General features: G+C 73.9%; 17 protein-coding genes and 1 rRNA gene. 13 read left to right on the top strand and 5 right to left on the bottom strand.

The window, feature by feature from the left end; translation table 11 throughout:
* Positions 1 to 110: 110 nt before the first annotated feature.
* Entirely contained in the window at positions 111 to 974 is an 864-nt protein-coding gene (locus tag ACZ66Z_RS12645; RefSeq protein ID WP_469933961.1) for a hypothetical protein, read from the top strand.
* Between the two features lie 118 nt (positions 975 to 1,092).
* Here ACZ66Z_RS12645 and disA read toward each other — a convergent pair whose 3' ends face one another.
* Both disA and radA read right to left on the bottom strand, forming a co-directional pair.
* Entirely contained in the window at positions 1,093 to 2,217 is a 1,125-nt protein-coding gene (gene disA / locus ACZ66Z_RS12640; protein ID WP_469933960.1) for a DNA integrity scanning diadenylate cyclase DisA, read from the bottom strand.
* Between the two features lie 308 nt (positions 2,218 to 2,525).
* Entirely contained in the window at positions 2,526 to 3,932 is a 1,407-nt protein-coding gene (gene radA / locus ACZ66Z_RS12635; protein WP_469933959.1) for a DNA repair protein RadA, read from the bottom strand.
* A gap of 173 nt (positions 3,933 to 4,105) precedes the next feature.
* On the opposite strand from radA, the gene ACZ66Z_RS12630 reads away from it, so the two are divergent.
* Positions 4,106 to 5,890 carry a BACON domain-containing protein gene (locus ACZ66Z_RS12630; protein WP_469933958.1) on the top strand — a complete coding sequence of 595 codons (1,785 nt, stop codon included), beginning with the start codon at positions 4,106 to 4,108 and terminating at the stop codon, positions 5,888 to 5,890.
* A 3-nt stretch (positions 5,891 to 5,893) separates the two neighbouring features.
* On the opposite strand, the gene ACZ66Z_RS12625 is transcribed toward ACZ66Z_RS12630, so the two are convergent.
* Entirely contained in the window at positions 5,894 to 6,688 is a 795-nt protein-coding gene (locus ACZ66Z_RS12625; protein ID WP_469934259.1) for a DUF3109 family protein, read from the bottom strand.
* Positions 6,689 to 6,819: 131 nt separating this feature from the next.
* Here ACZ66Z_RS12625 and ACZ66Z_RS12620 point away from each other — a divergent pair, with 131 nt between their 5' ends.
* The 4 genes from ACZ66Z_RS12620 (at position 6,820) to ilvD (ending at position 11,484) form a co-directional block, all read left to right on the top strand.
* On the top strand, positions 6,820 to 7,752 hold the full coding sequence (locus ACZ66Z_RS12620) for a Ppx/GppA family phosphatase (RefSeq protein WP_469933957.1): 933 nt from the start codon (positions 6,820 to 6,822) through the stop codon (positions 7,750 to 7,752).
* 297 nt (positions 7,753 to 8,049) lie between these two features.
* Complete coding sequence (locus ACZ66Z_RS12615; RefSeq protein WP_469933956.1) at positions 8,050 to 8,886, top strand: sugar phosphate isomerase/epimerase family protein; 837 nt, start codon at positions 8,050 to 8,052, stop codon at positions 8,884 to 8,886.
* Positions 8,883 to 9,494: a TetR/AcrR family transcriptional regulator gene (locus ACZ66Z_RS12610; protein ID WP_469933955.1), complete on the top strand. Its 612-nt coding sequence runs from the start codon at positions 8,883 to 8,885 to the stop codon at positions 9,492 to 9,494. Before ACZ66Z_RS12615 ends, ACZ66Z_RS12610 begins: the two co-directional genes overlap by 4 nt.
* Before the next feature lie 136 nt (positions 9,495 to 9,630).
* Positions 9,631 to 11,484, top strand: coding sequence for a dihydroxy-acid dehydratase (gene ilvD, locus ACZ66Z_RS12605; protein WP_469933954.1), 1,854 nt, complete (start codon positions 9,631 to 9,633; stop codon positions 11,482 to 11,484).
* A 76-nt stretch (positions 11,485 to 11,560) separates the two neighbouring features.
* Here the strand turns inward: ilvD and ACZ66Z_RS12600 are convergent, their stop codons facing one another.
* Complete coding sequence (locus tag ACZ66Z_RS12600) at positions 11,561 to 13,726, bottom strand: protein kinase domain-containing protein (protein ID WP_469933953.1); 2,166 nt, start codon at positions 13,724 to 13,726, stop codon at positions 11,561 to 11,563.
* Positions 13,727 to 13,803: 77 nt separating this feature from the next.
* Here ACZ66Z_RS12600 and ACZ66Z_RS12595 point away from each other — a divergent pair, with 77 nt between their 5' ends.
* The 5 genes from ACZ66Z_RS12595 to proC all read left to right on the top strand — a co-directional run bounded on the left by ACZ66Z_RS12595 (position 13,804) and on the right by proC (position 17,296).
* Positions 13,804 to 14,136 carry an SH3 domain-containing protein gene (locus ACZ66Z_RS12595; protein ID WP_469933952.1) on the top strand — a complete coding sequence of 111 codons (333 nt, stop codon included), beginning with the start codon at positions 13,804 to 13,806 and terminating at the stop codon, positions 14,134 to 14,136.
* 34 nt (positions 14,137 to 14,170) lie between these two features.
* The gene (locus ACZ66Z_RS12590; protein WP_469933951.1) at positions 14,171 to 14,683 is read left to right on the top strand and encodes a hypothetical protein; all 513 of its coding nucleotides are present in this window, start codon (positions 14,171 to 14,173) and stop codon (positions 14,681 to 14,683) included.
* A gap of 169 nt (positions 14,684 to 14,852) precedes the next feature.
* Positions 14,853 to 15,668 carry an ABC transporter ATP-binding protein gene (locus ACZ66Z_RS12585; protein WP_469933950.1) on the top strand — a complete coding sequence of 272 codons (816 nt, stop codon included), beginning with the start codon at positions 14,853 to 14,855 and terminating at the stop codon, positions 15,666 to 15,668.
* Complete coding sequence (locus tag ACZ66Z_RS12580; RefSeq protein ID WP_469933949.1) at positions 15,665 to 16,402, top strand: ABC transporter permease; 738 nt, start codon at positions 15,665 to 15,667, stop codon at positions 16,400 to 16,402. Before ACZ66Z_RS12585 ends, ACZ66Z_RS12580 begins: the two co-directional genes overlap by 4 nt.
* A gap of 84 nt (positions 16,403 to 16,486) precedes the next feature.
* Positions 16,487 to 17,296 carry a pyrroline-5-carboxylate reductase gene (gene proC / locus ACZ66Z_RS12575; RefSeq protein WP_469933948.1) on the top strand — a complete coding sequence of 270 codons (810 nt, stop codon included), beginning with the start codon at positions 16,487 to 16,489 and terminating at the stop codon, positions 17,294 to 17,296.
* On the opposite strand, the gene ACZ66Z_RS12570 is transcribed toward proC, so the two are convergent.
* Complete coding sequence (locus ACZ66Z_RS12570) at positions 17,297 to 17,884, bottom strand: cysteine hydrolase family protein (RefSeq protein ID WP_469933947.1); 588 nt, start codon at positions 17,882 to 17,884, stop codon at positions 17,297 to 17,299.
* A 45-nt stretch (positions 17,885 to 17,929) separates the two neighbouring features.
* Here ACZ66Z_RS12570 and ACZ66Z_RS12565 point away from each other — a divergent pair, with 45 nt between their 5' ends.
* Together ACZ66Z_RS12565 and ACZ66Z_RS12560 are read left to right on the top strand one after the other, a co-directional pair.
* Positions 17,930 to 18,973 (top strand): GlxA family transcriptional regulator, encoded by a 1,044-nt coding sequence (locus ACZ66Z_RS12565; protein WP_469933946.1) that lies wholly within the window; start codon positions 17,930 to 17,932, stop codon positions 18,971 to 18,973.
* Positions 18,974 to 19,533: 560 nt separating this feature from the next.
* Positions 19,534 to 19,617, top strand: a 16S ribosomal RNA gene (locus ACZ66Z_RS12560); the annotation flags it as partial.

The following is a 19,617-nucleotide window of genomic DNA, read 5'->3' as shown; positions in this document are numbered from 1 at the left end:
GGTCCGGGGAAAAGTTCCCCGGACCGAAGGATGTGATCATCGGCAAAACTTGAGGTCTGGGGCGGCGGGTGGGGCGGGAGTTGGGCCGGATCTCTCGTAAGGTTCGGGTCGTGGGATCTTTGCGCAATCCGGTCGGGCCGCTTCCCTCCACCATCTACTGGCGACGGAGGGCGGTGGCGGCGTGCCTGGTGGCGCTGCTCGCGCTCCTCGCCGTGTGGGCCGTCACCTCCGGCGACGGCGGCGGGAAGAAGTCGAACGACTCCGCCAACGGCTCGTCGCCGACCCCGCCGTCGATCACCCCCGGGCCCTCCGGTTCCGGTCCGGCGATCAGCCAACAGCCCGGCGGACGCGACGAGTCGGGGGACTCCGGCGGGACCGCGGGCGACAACGGCGCTTCGGGGGGCTCCGGCACGGACGCGGGTGCCGACGCGGGCACCGGCACCGGTGCGGACTCCGGCGCCGAGGGCGCGGGAGGCGCCACGGGCACCGGCGAGAACGGCGGCACCGACGGAGCCGGCGGCGACGCAGGCGCGGGCACCGGCGCGGGACGACAGGTCCCGGCCGACTCCTCGCTCCCCAACTGCCCGGCCGGAGCCCTGGAGTTGACCCTCCGCTCCACCAAGGTCACCTACGAGGCGGGGGAGAGGCCCCGCTTCCAGCTCGTCGCGAAGAACACCTCGAACACCACCTGCAAGGCCGACTTCGGGCCCCGCAACGCCGTCCTGACGATCAGTGACGACCGGGACGACGAGGTCTGGTCCACCGCCGACTGCCCGCGCCCCGGCGCCCCGCTCCTGCTGAGCGTCCCCGCGCACACCACCATCACCCACACCGTGGAATGGGACCGCCGCCGCAGCGCCCCGCAGTGCGCCACCACCCCGGCGGGCCAGGCGGACCCCGGCACCTATCTGGTGGAGGCGGAGCTGCCGGGCACGAAGGTGCTCGCGGCGTCGTTCCGACTCGCGAAGGACTGAGCCGGGCGGTACGTACCGGACCTACCGCCCGGACGTGCCCGTCTGGGCGTAACGCCTCCTGGACGTGCCCGTCTGGGCGTAACGCCTCCCGGACGTGCCTGCCTGGGCGCACCGCCTCCTAGACGTACCGCTCCAGGATCGAGGACTCCGCGAGGCGCGACAGGCCCTCGCGGACGCTGCGGGCGCGCGCCTCGCCGACGCCGTCGACGGTCTGGAGGTCGTCCACGCTCGCCGCGAGCAGCTTCTGCAGCCCGCCGAAGTGCTCCACCAGACGCTCGATGATCGCGCCGGGCAGTCGCGGCACCTTCGCCAGGAGGCGGTAGCCGCGCGGCGAGACCGCGGAGTCGAGGGTCTCGGGCGAGCCGCTGTAGCCCAGGGCCCGCGCCACGACCGGGAGCTCCAGGAGCTCGGTGTGGGTGAGCGCGTCCAGCTCGGTGAGCGCCTCGGCGACCGTCCGGGAGCGCTTCGCCGTCGGCTCCGGCACGTAGTCCCTGATCACCAGCTCGCGCTCCGGCTCCACGCCCGCGATCAGCTCGTCGAGCTGGAGCGAGAGGAGCCGCCCGTCGGTGCCGAGCTCCACCACGTACTCGGCGATCTCGGTGGCGATCCGGCGGACCATCTCCAGCCGCTGCGCGACCGCGGTGACGTCCCGGACCGTGACCAGGTCCTCGATCTCCAGGGCGGAGAGCGTGCCGGCCACCTCGTCGAGCCGCAGCTTGTACCGCTCCAGGGTCGCGAGCGCCTGGTTGGCGCGGGAGAGGATCGCGGCCGACTCCTCCAGGACCCGGCGCTCGCCGCCCACGTACAGCGCGATCAGGCGCATCGACTGCGAGACGGAGACGACCGGGAAGTTGCACTGCCGGGAGACCCGGTCCGCGGTGCGGTGGCGGGTGCCGGTCTCCTCGGTGGGGATGGAGGCGTCCGGAACCAGCTGCACGCCCGCGCGGTGGATCTTGGTGATGTCCTTGTCGAGGACGAGCGCGCCGTCGAGCTTGCACAGCTCACGCAGGCGCGTGGCGGTGAACTCGACGTCCAGCACGAACCCGCCGGTGCACATCGAGTCGACCGCCTTGTCCAGGCCGAGGACGATGAGCCCGCCCGTGTTTCCCCGGAGGATCCGCTCCAGGCCGTCGCGCAGCGCGGTGCCCGGCGCGACCGCGCTCAGGGCGGCGCGCATCAGTGCTTCGTTGCCGGAGCCCGCGCCGGACTTTCCAGGAGCTGCTGCCCCGTCCTTGGCTGCCACTGCACTCCTCCGGCTCGTACGGATGGGCGAGACCAGGGCAAAGTCTAGCGACACCACCTCGGCGGAGGGTCCGCCGCAGAGGTGTGGGCCCGTGTTCCTCCCCCGGAACCCGCCCGGGAGGACCTCCGGGCGGGGTGGTCGGGCGCACCTCCGGAGACGGTTTTCCCGCCTGCCCGCCGCCCCGAGAACCGGCCCGGCCGGGCGCCCGCCCCCTCGTCGGCCGGCCGGGCGCCCGCCCCCGAGAACCGGCCCGTCGGGCGCCCGCCCCCTCGCCGGCCCCGCCCGGCCGCCGGTCCCCTCCGGCTCGGTCAGCCGCCCGCACCCTCCTCCGTGCCCTTCGCCCGTCGGCTCCGCGGCAGCACCCGCAGCGCGTCCCCCATGTCCGCCACCTCCGTCACCTTCATGCCGGCCGGCACCCTCCCCGGGTCCACCGGCACCAGCGCGTGCGTGAAGCCGAGGCGGTGCGCCTCGGCGAGCCGGCGCTGCACGCCCGTCACCCGCCGCACCTCGCCCGCGAGCCCGACCTCGCCGATCGCCACCAGGTTCTTCGGGAGCGGGGTGTCGCTCGCCGCGGAGGCCAGCGCGAGTGCGATCGCCAGGTCGGCCGCGGGCTCGGTGAGCTTCACGCCGCCGACGGTCGCGCTGTAGATGTCCCGCTTGCCCAGCGCGCTGATCCGGCCGCGCTGCTCCAGGACCGCCAGCATCATGGAGACCCGGGAGGTCTCCAGGCCCGAGGTCGTCCGCCGCGGCGACGGGATCTGCGAGTCGACCGTCAGCGCCTGCACCTCGGCGACCAGCGGACGCTTGCCCTCCAGGGTGACCGTCAGACAGGTGCCGGGCACGGCCACGTCACGCCGGGTCAGGAAGAGCCCGGAGGGGTCGGCGAGCCCCGTGATGCCCTCGTCGTGCAGCTCGAAGCAGCCGACCTCGTCGGTCGCCCCGTACCGGTTCTTCACGCCCCGGACCAGGCGCAGGCGCGCGTGCCGGTCGCCCTCGAAGCTCAGGACGACGTCGACCAGGTGCTCCAGCAGCCGGGGACCGGCGATGGCGCCGTCCTTGGTGACGTGACCGACGAGGAGCGTCGACATGCCGCGCTCCTTGGAGGCCCGGATGAGGGCTCCCGCGACCTCGCGGACCTGGGCCATGCCGCCGGGCGCGCCGTCGATCTCGGGGGAGGCGACGGTCTGCACCGAGTCCAGGATCAGCAGGGAGGGCTTCACGGCGTCGAGGTGCCCGAGGACGGCCGACAGATCGGTCTCGGCCGCCAGGTACAGGTGGTCGCTGAGCGCGTCGATCCGGTCGGCGCGCAGCCGGACCTGGCTCGCGGACTCCTCGCCCGTGACGTACAGCGTGCGGTGCTCGTCGCTCGACGCCTTGGCCGCCACGTCGAGCAGCAGCGTGGACTTGCCGACGCCCGGCTCCCCCGCGAGCAGCACGACGGCGCCGGGCACCAGGCCCCCGCCGAGGACCCGGTCCAGCTCGTCGACGCCGGTCGAGCGGGCGGTCGCCTGCCGGCCGTCGACCTGGCCGATGGGGAGGGCGGCGGTGGAGACGCGGCCGGCGGCGGTCGTCCGGACGGCGGGCGCGCCGTACTCCTCGACCGTCCCCCAGGCCTGGCACTCGGGGCAGCGGCCGAGCCACTTGGCCGTCTGCCAGCCGCACTCGGTGCAGCGGTAGGACGGCCGGTCCTTGGCGGTTTTCGTACGGGCAGCCATGAACCACACCGTATCCGCCGCCACCGACAACGGGCCCCGGCCGTCCACAAGGGGAGCCCCACGGCAGCGGAACACCCGCTTCCTGTCCCCTTTCGAGCGGTAGCTTCACCCGTAAGAATGAGAATGGCGCGACCGGTACGAAGAGTGCCCGCCGCCCTGCCTACGGTCGCCCAGTGACGAGCAGCAGGCTGGATCCCCCCGCACGCACCACCGGCGCACACCGGGCGCACCGCGCCACGGGCCAGGGACCGCGCACGCTCGGCCGGCGTCCCCCCGCCCGTTACGAGGCCGCCCTCGACGGCCTCTTCACGTACTGCCTCTCCGTGCTCTGCGACCACGACACGGCCACCGCCGTCCTCGGCGACGTCCTCGCCGTCGCCGAGCGCCACCACGGCCGCTGTCCCTCCGACGAGGACGGCCGCACGGCCTGGCTGTACGCCCTCGCCCGCTGGGCCTGTCTGCGCAGCCTCGGCGAGCAGCGCGGCAAGCGCCAGGGCGCCCACACCGGCCGCCCGGCCGTCGCCGCCCCCGAGCCGCCCCGGGTCTCCGAGGAGACCGCCGAGCGGCGCCGCGCCGAGCTCGCCCTGCTCGCCTGGCCGGAGGCCGCGGGCACCACGCCGGAGCAGCGCGAGGCCCTGGAGCTCGCCGTGCGGCACGGGCTCAGCCACCGCCAGGTCGCCGCCGTGCTCTCCCTCGACCCGCTCGCCGCCCGCGAGCTCCTCGCCACCGCCGGCTGCGAGGTCGAGCGCACCCGCGCCGCCCTCGCCGTCGTCGAGACCGGCAGCTGCCCCACCGTCGCCCGCCTCACCGGCGACCACCGGGTGCTCCTCTCGGCCGCCCTGCGCGCCGAGCTCGTCCGGCACGTCGACGACTGCCCCCGCTGTCGCCGGGCGGCCGAGCGCGTCGGCGCCGCCGGCCCCTGGCCCGGTGCCACGGCCCTCCCGGCGGACCGGCTGCCGCTCGTCGAGGCGCCCCGGGCCGCCGCGTACATGGCGATGCTGCACGTCCCGCGCGCGCGTGCCGGCGCCCCGCGCTTCGCGCCGACCGGTTTCCCCATGGACCCGAAGGACCACGTCGCCCGCCGCGACCGGATGCGGGCCCGCGCGGTGACCACCACGGTCGTCGCCGCCGTGGTCGCCGCCCCCGTCCTCGCCCTGTGGACCTCCTACCGCGGCACCTCGGACGTGGCCGCGGGCCACGGCGGGGCCGGGATCAGCGCGCGCGAGGCGGACGAGCCGGCCGGCCCGGACGGCGGCCCCTACGACCGGTACGAGAACGCGGGCAACGCCCGCGCCACCCCGGAGCCGCGCTTCACCCGGGGCAGCCGCGCCCCCGACGTCTCCGTCGAGGTCGTCAGCCCCGGTGCCCCCACCGAACCGGCCCGGCCCGGCGAACCCGCCGCCGGCTGGATCACGGTCGCCGCCACCGGCCACGGCGACGTCACCCTGCTCACCCTCACCGCCGCCGGCGGCTCGCCCGTCGACTGGTCGCTGTGGACGGACGCCCCCTGGCTGTACGTGAGCCGGGCCTCCGGCACGCTCCGCCCCGGCGAGACGATCACGATCGCCGTCCGCGTCGACCACGGCCGCGCCCCCGCCGGGGCCTGGAGCGCGCGCGTGGGGGTGAACCCCTCGGGCGGGGTGATCAGGATCGAAGGACAGGGCCCGGCCAAGCCGCCGACCGGCCGGGTCATCACGCCCCCGCCGGTCACGACGACGGAACCGACCACCCCGCCCACGTCCCCGCCCACGACGGAACCGACCGCTCCGCCGACGTCCCCGCCCACGACGGAACCGACGACGCCGCCCACGACCGAGCCCACGACCCCGCCGCCGACCACGGAACCCACGACGGAACCGACGGCGCCGCCCACGACCGAGCCGACGACGCCGCCCGCGGACCCGGACCCGGGCACGCCTCCGTCGTCACCGGAGGAACCGCCCCCGTCCTCCTCCTAGCTCCTAGGAGGGGTCGGCCGGGTGCGGGGCCACCAGCGGCAGCTGCGAGGCGAGCCGGGCCTCGCACAGCCCTGCCAGGACCCCGTACGCCTCCTCGCCCATCATCTCGACCAGTTCGGGCCGGTACGAGACGTAGACGGGCTCGGCGCCGACGTGCGCCGAGGACGCCGTCGTGCAGTACCAGTGCAGGTCGTGGCCGCCCGGCCCCCAGCCGCGCCGGTCGTACTCGCCGATCGACACCTGGAGCACCCGGCTGTCGTCGGGGCGGTCGACCCAGTCGTACGTCCGCCGCACCGGCAGCTGCCAGCACACGTCCGGCTTCGTCTCCAGCGGCTCCCGGCCCTCCTTCATCGCCAGGATGTGCAGCGAGCAGCCCGCGCCGCCCGCGAAACCGGGCCGGTTCTGGAAGATGCAGGAGCCCTCCCAGCGGCGGGTCTGCCGGTCGCCGTCCTCGTCGAGCTGCACCCAGCCCGACTCCGTGCCGACGTCGTGGAACTGCCACAGCTCCGGCGTCAGCCGGGCCACGTGCCCGGCGACCCGCTCCTCGTCGTCCTCGTCGGAGAAGTGCGCGCCCAGGGTGCAGCAGCCGTCGTCGGGGCGCCCCTCCTGGATGCCCTGGCAGCCGTTGCCGAAGATGCACGTCCAGCGCGAGGTCAGCCAGGTCAGGTCGCAGCGGAAGACCTGCTCCTCGTCGGTCGGGTCGGGGAACTCGACCCACGCGCGCGCGAAGTCCAGGCCCTTCTCGTCGGGCTCCTCGGCCTCGCCCCGCTTCTGCTTCCCGACCTTGACCGCCTTCACGGCCTTCGCCGCGTGCGCGGTCCTGGCCGTCTTCACGTCGACGTCGTCGCCGCGGTCTTTGTCCTGCTTCGCCTTCTTCGTCTTTGGCACACCCCCAAGCGTATGCGGGGAGGCGCAGTAGCGTTCCGCCCATGAGACTCGGAGTCCTCGACGTCGGTTCGAACACAGTGCACCTGCTCGTGGTGGACGCCCACCCCGGCGCCCGGCCCCTGCCCGCCCACTCGCACAAGGCGGAGCTGCGGCTCGCCGAACTGCTCGACGAGCGGGGCGCGATCGCGCCCGACGGCGTCGAGCGGCTCATCGCGACCGTGCGGGACGCGCTCCTGGCCGCCGAGGACAAGGGCTGCGAGGAGGTGCTGCCCTTCGCGACCTCCGCGGTCCGCGAGGCCAGCAACGCCGACGCGGTCCTCGCGCGCGTGAAGGACGAGACCGGCGTCGACCTCCAGGTCCTCACCGGCGAGGAGGAGGCCCGCCTCACCTTCCTCGCCGCCCGCCGCTGGTTCGGCTGGTCCGCGGGCAAGCTGCTCCTCCTCGACATCGGCGGCGGCTCCCTCGAAGTCGCGTACGGCATCGACGAGGACCCGGACACGGCGGTCTCCCTGCCCCTCGGCGCCGGCCGCCTCACGGCGGGCTGGCTGCCCGGCGACCCTGCCGACACCGCCGACGTGAAGGCGCTGCGCCGCCACGTGCGCGCGCAGATCGCCCGTACCGTCGGCGAGTTCAGCCGCTTCGGCCGCCCCGACCACGTCGTGGCCACCTCCAAGACCTTCAAGCAGCTCGCCAGGATCGCCGGCGCGCCCGGCTCGGGGGAGGGCCTCTACGTCCAGCGGATCCTGACCCGCAGGTCCCTGGAGGAGTGGGTCCCGCGCCTGGCCGGCATGACGGTTCCCGAGCGCGCCGCCCTCCCCGGCGTCTCGGAGGGCCGCGCCGGACAGCTCCTCGCGGGCGCGCTCGTCGCGGAGGGCGCGATGGACCTCCTCGGCGTCGAGGAGCTGGAGATCTGCCCCTGGGCCCTGCGCGAGGGAGTCATCCTGCGCCGCCTGGACCACCTGCCGGAACACTGAGGCCGACCCGGCCGACCCGGCCGACCCGGCCGACCCGGCCGACCCGGCCGACCCGGCCGACCCGGGCGCCCCGGGCGCCCCGGGCGCGACGGGGACCACCCCCGGCCCGGCGCTCCGGCGGGCCTCCGGGCGCGACGGGGACCACCCCCAGCCCGGTGCCCCGACCGGGCCCCGGGCGTGACCAGGACCACCCGTAACCCGGCGCCCCCGGCGTGACCAGGGCCGCCGCCGCCCCGACGCCCCGGGCGTGACCGGAACCACCCCCCTGCCCCCCGGCCCGCCCCGTACCCTGTCCCCGTGGCAGAACCAGTGGTGCGCATCCCGGATGCGAAGGTCGCCCTGTCGACGGCCTCGGTCTATCCGGAGTCGACGGCGACGGCCTTCGAGATCGCCGCGCGCCTCGGGTACGACGGCGTCGAGGTCATGGTGTGGACCGACCCGGTCAGCCAGGACGTCGAGGCACTGCGACGGCTCTCCGACTACCACCGGGTCCCGATCCTGGCCGTGCACGCCCCCTGCCTCCTCATCACCCAGCGCGTCTGGTCCACCGACCCGTGGGTCAAGCTCCAGCGCGCCCGGGCGGCGGCCGAGAGGCTCGGCGCGTCGACGGTCGTCGTGCACCCGCCGTTCCGCTGGCAGCGCCAGTACGCCAAGGACTTCGTGACCGGCATCTGGCGGATGGCGGACGAGACGGACGTGCGCTTCGCCGTCGAGAACATGTACCCGTGGCGGTACAAGGACCGCGAGATGCTGGCCTACGCCCCCGAGTGGGACGTCACCAAGGACGACTACCGGCACTTCACCGTCGACCTCTCGCACACCGCGACCGCCCGCACCGACGCCCTCGCGATGGTCGACCGCATGGGCGACCGGCTCGGCCACGTCCACCTCGCCGACGGCAGGGGGTCCGCCAAGGACGAGCACCTCGTCCCGGGGCGCGGCACCCAGCCCTGCGCCGAGGTCCTGGAGCGGCTCGCGCTCACCGGCTTCGACGGGCACGTCGTCATCGAGGTCAACACCCGCCGCGCGATGTCGGCCGCCGAACGCGAGGCCGACCTCGCGGAGGCCCTGGCCTTCACCCGTCTCCACCTGGCCTCCACCGCCCGCCCGAGCGAGCGGGCCCCCCGCCCATGACCGACCCGGCCCCGCGCCGGCGCGGCCGCCCGTCCCGCACCGAGGAGGAGAGCGGGCCGGGCGCGCGCGAGCGCATCCTCGACGCGGCCCGCGCCCAGTTCGCCGAGCGCGGCTACGACAAGGCCTCGGTGCGCGGCATCGCCAAGGCCGCCGGGGTGGACCCGGCGCTCGTGCACCACTACTTCGGCACGAAGGACGAGGTCTTCGCCGCCGCCGTCGAGGTCTCCTTCGAGCCCGCGACCGTCGTCCCGGCGATCCTCGGCGGCCCGCGCGAGGCCATCGGCGAACGGCTCGCGCGCTTCTTCATCGGCGTCTGGGAGAACCCGGCGTCCCGCGCCCCGCTCCTCGCGATCGTCCGCTCCGCGCTCACCCACGAGGCGGCGGCCAAGGTGCTGCGCACCTTCGTGCTGCGCCGGCTCCTGGAGCGGATCGCGGCCGAGCTGGACGTGCCGGACCCGAGCTTCCGCGCGGAGCTGGCCGCCTCGCACATGATCGGGATCGTGATCATGCGGTACGTGATCCAGGTCGAGCCGCTGGCCTCGGCGGACCCGGAGCGGATCGTCGAGCAGGTGGCCCCGACCCTCCAGCGCTACCTGACCGAAGCCTGAGCGGGCCGGCGGCGGAAGACCCGCCCGGCCGTCCGGGACCTGAACACCCGTCCCGCATTCCGGACACCCCGTCCAGATCTTGGAGCGTCGGCGTACGCTCGAAAGCAAGCACACCCGTCACGAGGAGCGAGCGACGATGCCCGAGCTGAGGTCCCGCACTGTCACCCACGGCCGCAACATGGCGGGCGCACGCGCCCTTATGCGCGCCTCCGGTGTACCCGGCGCGGACATCGGCCGGAAGCCGATCATCGCCGTGGCCAACTCCTTCACGGAGTTCGTCCCCGGCCACACCCACCTCCAGCCGGTCGGCCGGATCGTCTCCGAGGCCATCACCGCCGCCGGCGGCATCGCCCGCGAGTTCAACACGATCGCCGTCGACGACGGCATCGCCATGGGCCACGGCGGCATGCTCTACAGCCTGCCCTCCCGCGACCTGATCGCGGACAGCGTGGAGTACATGGTCGAGGCGCACTGCGCCGACGCCCTCATCTGCATCTCCAACTGCGACAAGATCACCCCCGGCATGCTGATGGCCGCCCTGCGCCTCAACATCCCGACGGTCTTCGTCTCCGGCGGTCCGATGGAGTCCGGCCGCGCCACCCTCGTCGACGGCTCGGTCCGCACGCTCGACCTGGTCGACGCGATCTCCGACGCGGTGAACCCGAAGATCTCGGACGAGGACATCGCCCGCATCGAGGAGAACGCCTGCCCGACCTGCGGTTCCTGTTCCGGCATGTTCACCGCCAACTCGATGAACTGCCTGACCGAGGCGATCGGCCTCTCCCTCCCCGGCAACGGCACGGTCCTCGCCACCCACACCGCCCGCAGGGCGCTGTACGAGAACGCGGCCCGCACCGTCGTCGACCTCACCCGCCGCTACTACGGCGAGGACGACGACTCCGTCCTGCCGCGCTCGATCGCCACCCGCGGGGCCTTCGAGAACGCCATGGCCCTCGACATCGCCATGGGCGGCTCCACCAACACGATCCTGCACCTGCTCGCCGCCGCCCAGGAGGCCGAGCTCGACTACGGCCTGCCGGACATGGACGAGGTCTCGCGCCGCGTGCCCTGCCTGGCCAAGGTCGCCCCGAACGTCGCCAAGGACCGCACGTACTACATGGAGGACGTGCACCGCGCCGGCGGCATCCCGGCCATCCTCGGCGAGCTCTACCGCGCGGGCCTGCTGAACGAGGACGTCCACGCCGTCCACGCGCCCTCCGTCAAGCAGTGGCTGGAGACCTGGGACGTGCGCGGCGGCTCCCCCTCCGAGGAGGCCGTCGAGCTGTGGCACGCGGCCCCCGGCTGCGTCCGCTCGGCGACCGCCTTCTCCCAGTCGGAGCGCTGGGACACCCTCGACACGGACGCCGCGAACGGCTGCATCCGCGACGCGGCCCACGCGTACTCGAAGGACGGCGGCCTCGCCGTCCTGCACGGCAACCTCGCCGCCGACGGCTGCGTCGTGAAGACCGCCGGCGTCGACGAGTCCATCTGGACCTTCGAGGGCCCGGCCGTCGTCTGCGAGTCGCAGGAGGAGGCCGTCGAGAAGATCCTGAACAAGCAGGTCGAGGACGGCGACGTGGTCGTCATCCGCTACGAGGGACCCAAGGGCGGCCCCGGCATGCAGGAGATGCTCTACCCGACCTCCTTCCTCAAGGGCCGGGGCCTGGGCAAGACCTGCGCCCTCGTCACGGACGGCCGCTTCTCGGGCGGCACCTCGGGCCTCTCCATCGGCCACGCCTCCCCGGAGGCGGCCTCGGGCGGCACGATCGCCCTCGTCGAGGACGGCGACCGCATCCGCATCGACATCCCCCACCGCTCGATCGAGCTGCTCGTCGACGACGCCACCCTCGCGGCCCGCCGCGAGGCCCTCGGCGGCGTGTACGCGCCGAAGAACCGGCAGCGCAAGGTGTCGGCCGCTCTGCGGGCGTACGCGGCGATGGCGACGAGCGCCGACAAGGGCGCGGTCCGGGACGTGACGAAGCTGGGCTGACCCCGGCAGGACCTACGAGGAGGGGGAGCGGGCCGCCACGGCCCGCTCCCCCTCCTCGTCCGTACGCCTCAGACGCTCACCAGGCGGCCGGATCGCGCGCGTCCACCGCGAACACGGAGCCGTCCGGCGCCGTCCCGAACACCCGGTCCCCGGCGACCAGCGGCGCGGGGACCAGGGGCGCGTATCCGAGCCGGCCGTTCCGCAGCCGCGGCCGGGTCTGGCCGATCACCGCACCGCGCGCGGTGTCCACGGCGAACAGCCGGCCGTCCTGGACGGAGAAGTAGAGCCGGTCGCCCGGCCCGAGGACCGGCAGGGACACGTTCCCGGCGGCCGTCTCCAGGTCCCACAGCGTCCGCCCCTTCTCGGCGGCGGTGTCGAAGGCCGTGAGGTGCCCGTCCGCGGCGAGCAGATGGACGACGCCGCCGCGCACGGCGACGCCCCGCAGGTCGATACGGTGCGGCAGGGCGAGCCTGCGCACCGCGCCCCGGCCGCCGTCGCCAGGACCCACCAGGACGAGGGCGTCGGCCAGATCGGTGTCGTAGAACGAGGCGAGGACCAGGCTGCCGTCGTCGGTGCGGCCCAGCGGACCGAGGTCGCCGTCCAGCTCCCGCTGCCAGACCACCTCGCCGGTGGCCGGGCGGATCGCGCCGATCCGGGTGCGCGAACCGTCGGGCGAGGTCTCGGAGACGGTGAGCAGCCCGGAGGCCGCGTCGTACGGTCCCGGGCGCGGGACCCGGAAGCCGGTCAGGCCGTGCCGCCACAGCTCCTCGCCGCCGCGGGCGTCGACCGCCCGGACGCCGCCGACGCCGTCGGACAGGACGACGGCGGACCCGGCCGGCCGGTACGTCTCGGGAAGGCCCCCGGCGGCGCTCCAGCCGGGGGAGCCGTCCCCGGCCGCGTACGCCTTCAGCGGCCCGGTGGGGGCGGCGGCTCCGACCAGCCCGTCCGCCAGGAACACGGGGGCGGCCGGACTCTCCTGTTCGACGGGCCCGGTCCGCGACCACAGGACGTGCCCGGTCACCGGGTCGAGCCGGGCGAGGCCGACGCCCCGGGCCGCGCAGTACAGCGCGCCCGCGCCGTGGACACAGGCGGGCGCGGCCGACGGGCCGTGCTCCTGGAGCCCGGTCCGCCAGCCGGCGAAGGAGGTGGCCACCTCGGCGGGGCTCGTCGGGGTCTCGGGTCCCCGGTCCGCCGGCCGGCTGAGCGCCGCGTACAGGCCGGCCGCGGTCAGCGCGAGCGCGGCGGCGACGGCGATCGTCGGGCGCGGCCGGATCCGGACCCGGGGGACGCGCGGCGGCGGGACCGGCGCGGGGGCCCGCACCGGCGTGTCCGCGTCCCACGCGGGCGCGGGCCCGGTCTCGCCGCCGGGCAGGGCGGGCCGCCGCCGTTGCGCCGGTATGAAGGCCTCGGCCGCGTACGAGGGGGGCAGCAGCGCCTGCATGATCTGGGCCGGGGTCGGCCGCTCGACGGGCTCCTTGGCGAGGCAGCGGGCGACGAGCGGTGCCAGGTCCGCCGGCACCCCCGTCAGGTCCGGCTCGTCGTGGACGACCTGGTACGCCACGATGTACGGGCTGTCGGAGTCGAACGGGCCGTGTCCCGTCGCCGCGTGCACGAGCACGGAGCCCAGCGCGAACACGTCCGCCGCCGGCCCGACCTCGCGCGGCCGCTGGAACTGCTCGGGCGCCATGAACGGCGGCGAGCCGATGAGCTTGCCCGTCTCCGTGTGCAGGTCGCTGTCGACCGGCCGGGAGATCCCGAAGTCGATGACCTTCGGACCGGTGTCGGTCAGCAGGACGTTGCTGGGCTTGAGGTCGCGGTGGACGACCCCGGCCCGGTGGATGTCGCGCAGCGCCTCCGCGAGCCCGGCGGTGAGCCGGCGCAGTTCGGCCGGGGACAGCGGGCCGTTCCGCTTCACCTGGTCGGCGAGGGTGGGGCCGGGCACGTAGAGGGTCGCCATCCAGGGGCGCACGGCATCGGGATCGGCGTCGACGACCGGCGCGGTGAAGGCCCCGCTGACCCGGCGCGCGGCCGCGACCTCCTGGCGGAAACGCGCCCTGAACTCGGGGTCCTCCGCGTACCGTGCGTGCACGACCTTGACCGCGAGGCGCAGCCCGGAGGCGGAATTCGCCAGGTGCACGACGCCCATGCCGCCGGCCCCCAGACAGGCCTGGAGGCGGTAGTCGCCCGCGTACTCCGGCTCCTCCGCATACCGATCGGTACCGGTGCCGCGCAACGGTGGCATCGCCCACCCCCGTGTGAGTCCCCGTCACATCGCGCTCACCTGCGCGACCCGACGGAGCCTAGTCCATGGGGCCCGCGATGTCGGTGGAGCTTGCTAGCCTGCGCGTCGCGGAGAGTGAAACTCGGCGCAGCGCTTTTGCGCCACAGGGGGAGGACGTCATGACCACGCGTTACGAGGTCGCGCCCGGCTACCGGGTCAACGTGCGCTCGGGCCCGAGCACCAGGTACCCGGTCGTCCGGACGCTGCCGCTCGGCGCCACGGTGGCGATCAACTGCCAGAAGTACGGCGAGTGGGTCAGCGGCCCCTACGGCACCACGAACATCTGGGACAGCATCGCGCCGGGCGAGTACGTCTCCGACGCGTACGTGCACACGGGAAGCGACGACCTGGTCGCACCGCGCTGCTCCTGACCCCTTCCCCGTGGCCCCGGGGATAATCGACCCTGTGAGCGACGCAGAGCAGACCCCCGCCGAGACCCGCACCCCCTCCGGCCCGCAGCCGGAGGAGATCCGCTTCTTCGGCACGACCTGGGTCGACCACGACGGCCGTTACGCGCTGCGCCGCGCCGGCCTGGCCGCCGGCGCGCTCGCCGCCGCCGTCGCGGCCTGCTTCGTGCTGCGCTTCGCCTACGAGGGCCTGCAGGTCGCCGACGTCGGCGGCCTCGTCAACACGTTGGTCGTCGTCATGTTCGCCGTCTGCAGCGCCATCGCCTTCGCCAAGACCTGGGAGGGCTTCCTCCGCCGCCCGGCCGACCCGGCCCGCGAGGAGTCCCTCCGCAGCCTGAAGGCCATCGGCTTCATCGGCTCCCTCCTCGCCTACGCCGCGCGCTGCTTCGTCGAGGCCCCCGGCGAGAAACTGCACCGCGCGGAGCACGAGACGGCCGTGGCGCAGTACGAAAAGCGCCGCGCCTCCCGCACGGGCGACCCCGCCACCCGCAAGAAGCCGAAGCGCAAGTAGCCCACCCGCCCGCCGTGTGCCCACCCATCCTTCTTCGAGGGGCGGGTGGGCACACGGGACGGCGTCCTCCAGCGGCGCCTCCGCGTCCCGCGCCCGAACCCGCACCACAGGGGCGGCGCACCCCCCCAAGCCCTTGACGCCCCCCACCCCCAGGCCCATTATTCATCACATGATGAATTATCCGCCGCCGGGCGACCCCGCGCACAGCGCAGCGGTCATCGCCCAGGACCTCACCGCCACAAGAGCCGACCGCCAGGTCCTCCGCGGCATGGACTTCACCGTCCCCACCGGCCGCATCACCGGCCTCCTCGGCCCCTCCGGCTGCGGCAAGACCACCCTCATACGCGCGATCGTCGGCACCCAGGCCGGGGTCGGCGGCACCCTCCAGGTCCTCGGCCGCCCCGCCGGCGACCCCGCCCTCCGCTCCCGCATCGGCTACGTCACCCAGGCCCCGTCCGTCTACGACGACCTCACCGTCCGCCAGAACCTGGACTACTTCGCCGCCGTCCTGTTCCCCGGCCGCGCCCACCGCCACGACCGCCGCACCGCTGTCGACCGGGCCCTCGGGGACGTCGACCTCGCCGACCGCGCCGACGCCCTCGCCGGCCGGCTCTCCGGCGGCCAGCGCAGCCGGGTCTCCCTCGCCGTCGCGCTCCTCGGGACCCCGGAACTCCTCGTCCTCGACGAGCCCACGGTCGGCCTCGACCCCGTCCTCCGCCGCGACCTGTGGGACCTCTTCCACCGGATCGCCGCCGACCGGGGCACCACCCTCCTCGTCTCCTCCCACGTCATGGACGAGGCGGAGCGCTGCCACCGGCTCCTGCTCATGCGCGAGGGCGAGATCCTCGCCGAGGACACCCCCGAGGCCCTCCGCCGCCGCAACGACACGGCCACCGTCGAAGAGGCCTTCCTGCACCTGGTCGACGCGGCGGCAGCCCGCGACCGCGCGCGCACCACCACCCGGACCCAGGAGCACCGACCGTGAACGCGAACCGCACCCTCGCCACCTCCGCCCGCGTCCTGCGCCAACTGCGCCACGACCCGCGCTCGATCGCCCTGATGCTCCTCGTCCCCTGCCTGATGCTCTTCCTGCTCCGCTACGTCTTCGACGGCAGCCCCGGCACCTTCGACGACATCGGCGCCTCGCTCCTCGGCATCTTCCCGCTCATCACGATGTTCCTGGTGACCTCCATCGCCACCCTCAGGGAACGCACCTCCGGCACCCTGGAACGCCTGCTCGCCATGCCCCTCGGCAAGGCCGACCTCATCGCCGGCTACGCCCTCGCCTTCGGGCTCGTCGCCGTCCTCCAGTCCGTCCTGGCCACCGGCCTCGCCGTCCGGTTCCTGGGCCTCGACGTCACCGGCTCCCCCTGGCTCCTCCTCCTGGTGGCCCTCCTCGACGCCCTCCTCGGCACCGCGCTCGGCCTCTTCGTCTCCGCCTTCGCCGCGTCCGAGTTCCAGGCCGTCCAGTTCATGCCGGCCGTGATCTTCCCCCAGCTCCTGCTCTGCGGTCTGTTCACCCCGCGCGACCGCATGGCCCCCGCCCTGGAGGCGATCTCGAACGTGCTCCCCATGTCGTACGCCGTCGACGGCATGAACGAGGTCCTCCGCCACACCGACATGACCGCCGCCTTCGTCCGCGACGCCCTCGTCGTCGCCGGCTGCGCCGTCCTGGTCCTCGGCCTCGGCGCGGCCACCCTCCGCCGCCGCACCGCCTGACCGCCCCTCGGACACCCCACGCACCCCCGGCCCCGCCGGTGCGAGGATGGCGACACGTACCCCCTCCGGCGAGGTGAAAGACCCATGACGCAGACCGTCGCAGTCCTCGGCACCGGCAAGATCGGTGAAGCGCTCCTCAGCGGCATGATCCGCGCCGGCTGGCGCCCCGCGAACCTCCTGGTCACCACCCGCCGCGCCGAACGCGCCGAGGAGCTCCGCGCCCGCTACGGCGTCGAGACCGTCACCAACGCCGAGGCCGCCAAGCGCGCCGACACCCTCATCCTGGCCGTCAAGCCGCAGGACATGGGCCGCCTCCTCGACGAGCTCGCCCCCCACGTCACCGCCGACCGCCTCCTCATCAGCGCGGCGGCCGGCATCCCCACCTCGTTCATCGAGGACCGCCTCACCGCCGGCACCCCCGTCGTCCGCGTCATGCCGAACACCCCCGTCCTCGTCGACGAGGGCATGTCCGTCATCTCGGCCGGCAGCCACGCCACCCCCGAGCACCTCGCCCACACGGAGGAGATCTTCGGCGGCGTCGGCAAGACCCTCCGCGTCCCCGAGTCCCAGCAGGACGCCGCCACAGCCCTCTCCGGCTCGGGCCCCGCGTACTTCTACTTCCTCGTCGAGGCCATGACCGACGCCGGCATCCTCCTCGGCCTGCCCCGCGCCCAGGCCCACGACCTCATCGTCCAGGCCGCCATCGGCGCCGCCGTGATGCTCCGCGACAGCGGCGAGCACCCGGTCAAGCTCCGCGAGGCCGTCACCTCACCGGCCGGCACCACCATCAGCGCCATCCGCGAGCTGGAGAACCACGGCGTACGCGCCGCCCTGATCGCCGCCCTGGAAGCGGCCCGCGACCGCAGCCGCGAGCTCGCCTCCGGCAACAGCTGATCAGGCGGCCCCGGCTCCCTTCAGCACGTCCTCCGTGTTCACGACCCGGGCGAACCGCCCGCCGTGCAGCGACACCGCCGTCGCCCGGGTCAGCTCCTCGGCCGACTGCGTCCACCCGAACGGCCCGGCCAGGTCGAAGGTGTGCATCGCGTCCAGCGCGAACAGCACGTCGTACCCGAGGTTCCCGCCCATCCGCGCGGTGGTCTCGTTGCACATGTTGGTCTGGATCCCCACCACCACGAACTGCCCGACACCGGCCCCCTTGAGCCAGGCGTCCAGGTCGGGCTCCCCGTAGAAGGCGGAGTTCACGGACTTCGTCACGAGCAGCTCGGGACCGGACCCCTTCCCCCGCCGCTCCTCGACGAAGTCCTTGAACCCGTTCCCCTCGGTCCCCGGCTCCAGCGGCGAACCCGCCTGCTTCGAGTCGTGCCGCACGAAGACGACCGGCCGCCCGGTCTCCTGCCACACGTCGATCAGAGCCGCGATGTTCCGCTCGGCCCCCGGATTGTCCCGCCGGCCCCAGAACTCCGACTCGAAGCCCTTCTGCACGTCGACGACCACCAGTGCCGCGTTCTCGTTGATCTCCATGACCACGATCCTCCCGCCGCGGACCCCCACCTCCCAGAGGGGCGAATGCCAGCGATCGATGGTTTACTGCCAACCGTGTCCCGCACCCCCACCACCCGCCCCCAGCGCATCGCCCTCCTCTCCTTCCCCGGCATCCGGGCCTTCGACATCTCCGTCATCACCGAGGTCTGGGACACCGACCGCACCCTCCGCGGCCTCCCACCCTTCGAACTCCGCAGGACCGCCGCCGACCCGGACACCCCCATCCCCCTCCGCGGCGGCCTCACCCTCACCCCCGACCGCCCCCTCACCTGGCTCGACGACCTCACCCCCGCCGACCTGGTCGTCGTCCCCGGCATCGAGGACCCCGACGCCGACCTCCCGGCCCCCGTCCTCGACGCCCTCCGCCGCGCCCACACCGCCGGCATCCCGGTCGCCTCCCTCTGCGCCGGCGCCTTCGTCCTCGCCCGCGCCGGCCTCCTCGACGGCCGCCGCGCCGTCACCCACTGGCACCTGGCCAGGACCCTGGCCGACCGCCACCCCGCCGTCCGGGTGGAGCCGGATGCCCTCTTCGTCGAGGACACCGGCATCTGGACCTCCGCCGGAACCGCCGCGGGCATCGACCTCTGCCTCCACCTCGTCCGCACCGTCCACGGCGCCGAAGCCGCCGCGGCGATCGCCCGCTCCATGGTCACCGCCCCCTTCCGCACGGGGACGCAGGCCCAGTTCATCGAGCACCCCACGCCCCGCGCCGACCGCGACGCCGACGCCCTCGCCGCCGTACGCGCCCACGCCCTGGCCCACCTCGCCGAACCCCACACCGTCGCGAGCCTGGCCGCCCTCGCCGGGATGTCCCCCCGCTCCTTCGCCCGCCACTTCCAGGCCACGACGGGAACCACCCCCCTCCACTGGATCGTCACCCAGCGCGTCGCGGCGGCCCAGAAGCTCCTGGAGCGGACCGACCACCCCCTCCCCGAGGTGGCGCGCCGCGCCGGCTTCGGCAGCGAGGTCACGATGCGCCAGCACTTCGCCTCCCACCTGGGCACCAGCCCTCGGGACTACCGCAACGCCTTCCGGCACCCGGGCAGAGGGGCGCCGGACCGGGGTTGACACGGAACCCTCCGGTCCGTAGTGTTCTCCGAGTTGTCCGACGTGAGCACCGACTCCGGTCGGCCCCGGGCAGCCATTCCGCAAGACCCACTGAAGCCGACGACGCTTTGTCGCGCCGTCATGCTTTCCGTGCGTTTTTGCGAAATGAGGAATCCGCGTTCGAAGGTTTGAGCGCAGCGGCCCGATTAGCGTCGGGGGCAGGGAATCCGCTAAAGTCTCACTCGTCGGAACGGCCCAACGGCCGGAAAGACAAATCCCGCTGACTGGGAATCAGACGCCGAAAGGATCTGATAGAGTCGGAAACGAAGGAAGCGCCCGGAGGGCCCGGAGATCGGGACCGAAGGAAGCGTCCGCACCTTGAGAACTCAACAGCGTGCCAAAAATCAACGCCAGATCAGTTGATACCCCGTCCATCTTCGGATGGTCGAGGTTCCTTTGAAAAAAAAGTCCATCCTCTTCGGGGGGTGGCGACACTACAGCGAGGACGCTGTGGACGGTCGGTCTTATTCCGACGTGACCGTCCCGCTCAACGCGAGTGGTTACCCGATTACGGGTGCACATTCACGGAGAGTTTGATCCTGGCTCAGGACGAACGCTGGCGGCGTGCTTAACACATGCAAGTCGAACGATGAAGCCCTTCGGGG

This window comes from Streptomyces sp. NPDC107498 (assembly GCF_055582805.1).
Note: the sequence above shows the minus strand (reverse complement) of the source record. Positions and strands in the feature narration are given on the sequence as shown.

Coding starts and splice junctions, on each gene's coding strand:
- radA (WP_469933959.1), bottom strand. CDS start 3,932: ATGGCTGCCCGTACGAAAACCGCCAAGGACCGGCCGTCCTACCGCTGC.
- ACZ66Z_RS12620 (WP_469933957.1), top strand. CDS start 6,820: ATGAGACTCGGAGTCCTCGACGTCGGTTCGAACACAGTGCACCTGCTC.
- ACZ66Z_RS12610 (WP_469933955.1), top strand. CDS start 8,883: ATGACCGACCCGGCCCCGCGCCGGCGCGGCCGCCCGTCCCGCACCGAG.
- ilvD (WP_469933954.1), top strand. CDS start 9,631: ATGCCCGAGCTGAGGTCCCGCACTGTCACCCACGGCCGCAACATGGCG.
- ACZ66Z_RS12600 (WP_469933953.1), bottom strand. CDS start 13,726: ATGCCACCGTTGCGCGGCACCGGTACCGATCGGTATGCGGAGGAGCCG.
- ACZ66Z_RS12595 (WP_469933952.1), top strand. CDS start 13,804: ATGTCGGTGGAGCTTGCTAGCCTGCGCGTCGCGGAGAGTGAAACTCGG.
- ACZ66Z_RS12585 (WP_469933950.1), top strand. CDS start 14,853: ATGATGAATTATCCGCCGCCGGGCGACCCCGCGCACAGCGCAGCGGTC.
- proC (WP_469933948.1), top strand. CDS start 16,487: ATGACGCAGACCGTCGCAGTCCTCGGCACCGGCAAGATCGGTGAAGCG.
- ACZ66Z_RS12570 (WP_469933947.1), bottom strand. CDS start 17,884: ATGGAGATCAACGAGAACGCGGCACTGGTGGTCGTCGACGTGCAGAAG.
- ACZ66Z_RS12565 (WP_469933946.1), top strand. CDS start 17,930: ATGCCAGCGATCGATGGTTTACTGCCAACCGTGTCCCGCACCCCCACC.